Genomic DNA, 4,770 nt, shown 5'->3' with positions numbered 1-4,770 from the left:
CCTTGATATTGGCGATGAAGCCGACGCCGCAGGAATCCTTCTCCAGCGACAGGTCGTAAAGGCCTTCGGCGGGCGGGCGCCAGGTATGCTCGCGCGCGGGTTCAAACGGTTTCGAGGCCGGGTCCGCCGACAGCGCATCCGTCACGATGTTTTCGCGCTCGAACTCCGACCCGCTCATGTTGGTCCTCTTGCTGCGCCCGGTTTGGCGCGAAGGCGCCGAACGGCGGCGCCGCTGAAAGATCGCCGCCGGGCTGGTTGCCGTCGCGGGCCGGGTTTGAAGCTGGATCGAGCCGATCAGCCTTTCAGCATATCCGTTTTGCCATGGGGAGCGCGGCGACAACTGGACGAATCCTCGGCCACCCAATTCTAGGAGGTTTGCACCATCAATACGTCCGGATCTAGTTTGCGGTATTCACAGCGGGCGGTGATGGGCGAGCCTACTCCTATCAGCTCTAAGAGTCTCACATTTGATTTTCTTCGCCATCGGCATGGAACAGGCGCGGCAGGCTTCACACCGCACGCTGTTCGTCTGCTTCGACTGCCCACGCCTTGGCGCGACACAGGAAACGCTGGCGGTTCTCCAGGCTCTTGCTGCCCGGATTCAGACGCCGATCGACAATGAACATCGCGACTGGGTCAGCCGCCTCAGCCGGCCTGTTTCACGCGCATGTACCATTCGACGAGCCGCCGGACCTGCCGTTCGGTATAGCCGTGCTGCAGCATCCGAGCGACGAAATCGTCGTGTTTCTTTTCGGTCTCGCCGTCCTTCTTCGTGCCGAACGAAATCACCGGCAACAGGTCCTCGACCTGCGAGAATATACGCCTTTCGATGACTTCGCGGATCTTCTCATAAGAGGTCCAGGGCGGATTCTTGCCCCCGTTACGAACGCGCGACCGCAGCGAGAACTTCACCACCTCGTTGCGGAAATCCTTGGGATTGGTGATGCCCGCGGGCTTCTCGATTTTGGTCAGTTCCTGGTTGAGCAGCTCGCGGTTGAGCATCTGGCCGGTGTCGGGGTCCTTGAAGTCCTGGTCCTCGATCCAGGCGTCGGCGTAATCGACGTAACGGTCGAACAGGTTCTGGCCATAATCGCCGTAGGATTCCAGATACGCTTTCTGAATCTCGTTGCCGATGAACTCCGCGTAGCGCGGCACGAGCTCGGCCTTGATGAATTCGAGATAACGCTTCTCGGTTTCCTCCGACAACTGCTCGCGCCGGATCGCGTGCTCGAGCACATACATCAGGTGGACCGGGTCGGCGCCAATCTCGGCGGTGTCGTGGTTGAAGGTTGCCGCCAGCACCTTGAAGGCAAAGCGGGTCGAGGCGCCGTCCATGCCTTCGTCGACGCCGGCCGTATCCTTGTACTCCTGGACGCTTCGCGCCTTGGGGTCGGTCTCCTTGAGGCTCTCGCCGTCATAGACCCGCATCTTGGAAAACAGCGTCGAGTTCTCGTGCTTGCGCAGGCGCGACATTACCGAGAAGCGGGCGAGCGTCTCCAGCGTCGCCGGCGCACACGGCGCGGCCGCAAGCTCGGAGCCGGAGATCAGCTTCTCGTAGATCTTCTGCTCCTCGGTCACGCGCAGGCAGTACGGAACCTTGATGACACAGACGCGGTCGATGAACGCCTCGTTTTTCTTGTTGGCCTTGAAGCCCTGCCATTCCGCCTCATTCGAGTGCGCCAGGATGATGCCGCCGAAGGGAATCGCGCCGATATTTTCGGTGCCGATGTAGTTGCCTTCCTGCGTCGCCGTTAACAGCGGATGCAGCATCTTGATCGGCGCCTTGAACATCTCGACGAATTCGAGGATGCCCTGATTGGCGCGATTGAGACCCCCGGAATAGCTGTAGGCGTCGGGATCGTTCTGCGCGTAGGTCTCGAGCTTGCGGATGTCGACCTTGCCGACCAGCGAAGAGATATCCTGGTTGTTCTCGTCGCCCGGCTCGGTTTTCGCGATCGCGATCTGCCGCAGCCGTGAGGGCTGAATCCTTGCCACGCGGAACTGCGAGATGTCGCCGCCGAAAGCTTCGAGCCGCTTGTAGCACCACGGGCTCATCAAGCCGTTGAGGCGGCGGCGAGGAATGCCATACTTCTCCTCGATCATCGGTCCGAGGCTTTCGGGATCGAACAGGCCAAGCGGGGACTCGAACACCGGGCTGAGCTCGTCGCCGGCCTTGAGCACATAGATCGGATGAACTTCCATCAGCGACTTCAACCGCTCGGCGAGCGATGACTTGCCGCCGCCAACGGGACCCAGCAGATAGAGGATCTGCTTGCGCTCCTCGAGCCCCTGCGCGGCATGGCGGAAGAAACCAACGAGGCGCTCGATCGTGTCTTCCATGCCATGGAAGCCGGCGAAGGCCGGATAGCTGCGTATTGTCCGATTGGAAAAGATGCGGCCAAGGCGACGGTCCTTGGCCGTGTCGATCATCTGAGGTTCACCGATCGCAGCTAGTAATCGCTCGGCCGCATTAGCGCATCGCATCGGATCTGTTCGACACGATTCCAGATATTCCGCCATCGACAGGTCGGTCTGACTTCGAGCCTCGAAGGACCGAGCGAAAGCGTTGAACAGCGAATCGCTATACATGATCCCCTCCACGCACTGGTGAACCGAGTCGGGTTACCACTCGGTACCGGCCTTAGTCAGTTCATCTCATCGTGCAGTCGGGTCCTCCCATTCCAACATGTGTCTGAATTGGCTATTCGCGAACAGGATATCAAGGCGGCCGGTCGCAACATGGGAAGACTGCGTTGATCCAGCGTCACTTCGCACCACCGGGCTCCAATCCCGTGGGGACGTTGGCATCTGCGCCCTCATGCGATGCGGTTGCCGGATCAATTCCGCAGGGAGGGCCGGGGGTATTCGGTTTTGTGTCGGCCCGTGGATCTCGGTATCGTTGGAAGCGTCTGACAGATCTCTGCCTCAGCAGTCGGCCGACTCCCGATTGGCCATACCGTGGGGGTGAAAACTCTGGCTGCTCTGGGTTGCGGACCGGGCCCGCTGCTTCATGCGCGCAGAGCCAGAGATGAAATGAAAAAGCCCACCTGTACAGGTTGCGCAATGTCCGGCTGTGAGGGTCAAGCAGACTTTTGTATCCGAGGCTCAGACGTCTCAGTTTGACCCGAAGAGACCTTTCCGAGTGCAGTGCAACCAGCGACGAGGCGTTGGCTCCCCCTGCCACAGGCCCGGTGCTATCGGGGTCCGTAGGACTACGGGAAGACGCGTTCTGGCATTGAATCTTCGCACACTCGTGCGGGAATTTAAGGGCCCAGCTATAAATGAGCAGCGCCGCCAGCGAACATACTCCGCTTGGGCGGCACTGTGCATTCTTACAGGCGCGGATTGATGATTCTGTGCGCCTTGGGGCGTTTCCGGTGCTCGGGGGCCGCTGCTTTCACCCGCCTGTCAGATGATCCTCCATGTTATTGGCGACCTCCTCACAGACAGACGCCAACTCAAGCATCTCGTTCTGGACGGCAGGATCATCGGTCCGCTCGGCTAGTTGCCGATACATGGTCGCTTGGTCCCGGAGATAGTCAGCCCAATCCATGCCGCACAATCCGTTGAGCAGGGCGTCGACAACCATACGCACGAAACCGGGATCGTTCCTGCCCAAAAGTAAGGCCCCGGATCGCTCCGAACCGCGACCGCCGGGCACATCCGCCCGCACGGCGCCATTTCTCAATACTGCCATAGCTGGCGCGCCTGGCGCGGACTCATAATCGCGTAGCCAGATGCGGCTAGCGGCCAGTTTGACCCCCTCTCGATCTAGCGCGGGCAAGTCGGTCGTTCGGTTTGGCCCACGATTTCTCCAGCCAGTCAATGGAGCGGAAAAGCCTCAGCGCCCTCTATTATCGTTCCGATTTTGGAACGTTCAACATCGATTGTCGACCGCTCTGCGGATTGCGATTTGTAATCTCCTTTTTCTGAACCATTCTCGTCGCTGGCATTTCTTTAGGTGGCGGGGGCCAAAAACCAAGAAGGGGTGAGACAACATGGCTGACACGAGCTTGGACGTCCATCGCATGGCCCGCGAGCAAGAGAACCGCATCGCTGCCACCGCCGCGATCGGGATCAATGCGGCCATGCCGTTCATTCAATTTCAGACCTCGATGCTGAGAATCTGGGCCGAGAACGTCGAGTCGACCGCCCGCAACTATGAGAGAGGCGTCGAAGCGTTTGGTATCGTCATCGAACAGCAGTTGTCGCGTCAATAGCGAAGAGTGCGGCGCTGATCGGATAAGACGCCGCTCCTTTTCCGCCTAAGCCGCGTTACTGCATTTCAAGTTAACGAAGGATGCGTGCGCTAGAGCAAACGGCTTTTTCAGCAGAAGCTGTTAGGCACGCCTTCCGACGCCAATCGTCGGCGGCAGCGCCCGTCATGTAGACGATGGGAAATGCAGGATCGATTTGCCCGACCAAGCGCGCACCACGCTGGTTCCGCAGGGCAACGCAAGGGGACGAAATGTCCCCTCGCAGCTTCCTCCGAGGGCTTCTCGTAAAAACGGCGTCTCCGCATTTCCCGGAACACGCCCTCGCGCTGCACCTTCTTCTTGAGCACGCGGAGCGCCTGCTCGACGTTGTTATCGCGGACAAATATCTGCAAAAAGTTGCTCCTCACGTTCGGGCTGCGAAAACGGGGCGAGTCCATAGTTTCGAGCGCTGAGTCGAAGAACCTGATCGCCTATATTCTCAGCCTCAAAAAGAAGAAGTAGAATTTCTCATGCGACTTCACGGCTTGGGCGCGTGCCTAATGAACGCCGAGCT

The 4,770-nt window shown here is 59.5% G+C and carries 3 protein-coding genes and 1 pseudogene; 1 reads left to right on the top strand and 3 read right to left on the bottom strand.

The window, feature by feature from the left end:
* Window positions 1–645 precede the first annotated feature (645 nt).
* Window positions 646–2,589 carry a PrkA family serine protein kinase gene (locus VNX23_RS15540; protein ID WP_325631415.1) on the bottom strand — a complete coding sequence of 648 codons (1,944 nt, stop codon included), beginning with the start codon at window positions 2,587–2,589 and terminating at the stop codon, window positions 646–648.
* An 808-nt stretch (window positions 2,590–3,397) separates the two neighbouring features.
* A complete protein-coding gene (locus VNX23_RS15535; RefSeq protein WP_325631413.1) occupies window positions 3,398–3,697 on the bottom strand; it encodes a hypothetical protein in 300 nt (99 codons plus the stop codon).
* Window positions 3,698–3,998: 301 nt separating this feature from the next.
* On the opposite strand from VNX23_RS15535, the gene VNX23_RS15530 reads away from it, so the two are divergent.
* Entirely contained in the window at window positions 3,999–4,220 is a 222-nt protein-coding gene (locus VNX23_RS15530; RefSeq protein WP_325631411.1) for a hypothetical protein, read from the top strand.
* A gap of 254 nt (window positions 4,221–4,474) precedes the next feature.
* On the opposite strand, the pseudogene rpsU reads toward VNX23_RS15530, so the two are convergent.
* Window positions 4,475–4,609 (bottom strand): annotated as a pseudogene (rpsU, locus tag VNX23_RS15525) (30S ribosomal protein S21); the annotation flags it as partial.
* Between the last annotated feature and the right edge of the window lie 161 nt (window positions 4,610–4,770).

The sequence above is a fragment of the Bradyrhizobium sp. genome (genome assembly GCF_035570375.1).
Lineage (GTDB): Bacteria > Pseudomonadota > Alphaproteobacteria > Rhizobiales > Xanthobacteraceae > Bradyrhizobium.
This window is presented reverse-complemented; position numbering and strand designations above follow the sequence as displayed.

What these genes read in the sequence shown, in the direction of transcription:
- VNX23_RS15540 (WP_325631415.1), bottom strand. Translation starts at nt 2,589, where the DNA reads ATGTATAGCGATTCGCTGTTCAACGCTTTCGCTCGGTCCTTCGAGGCT.
- VNX23_RS15530 (WP_325631411.1), top strand. Translation starts at nt 3,999, where the DNA reads ATGGCTGACACGAGCTTGGACGTCCATCGCATGGCCCGCGAGCAAGAG.
- VNX23_RS15535 (WP_325631413.1), bottom strand. Translation starts at nt 3,697, where the DNA reads ATGGCAGTATTGAGAAATGGCGCCGTGCGGGCGGATGTGCCCGGCGGT.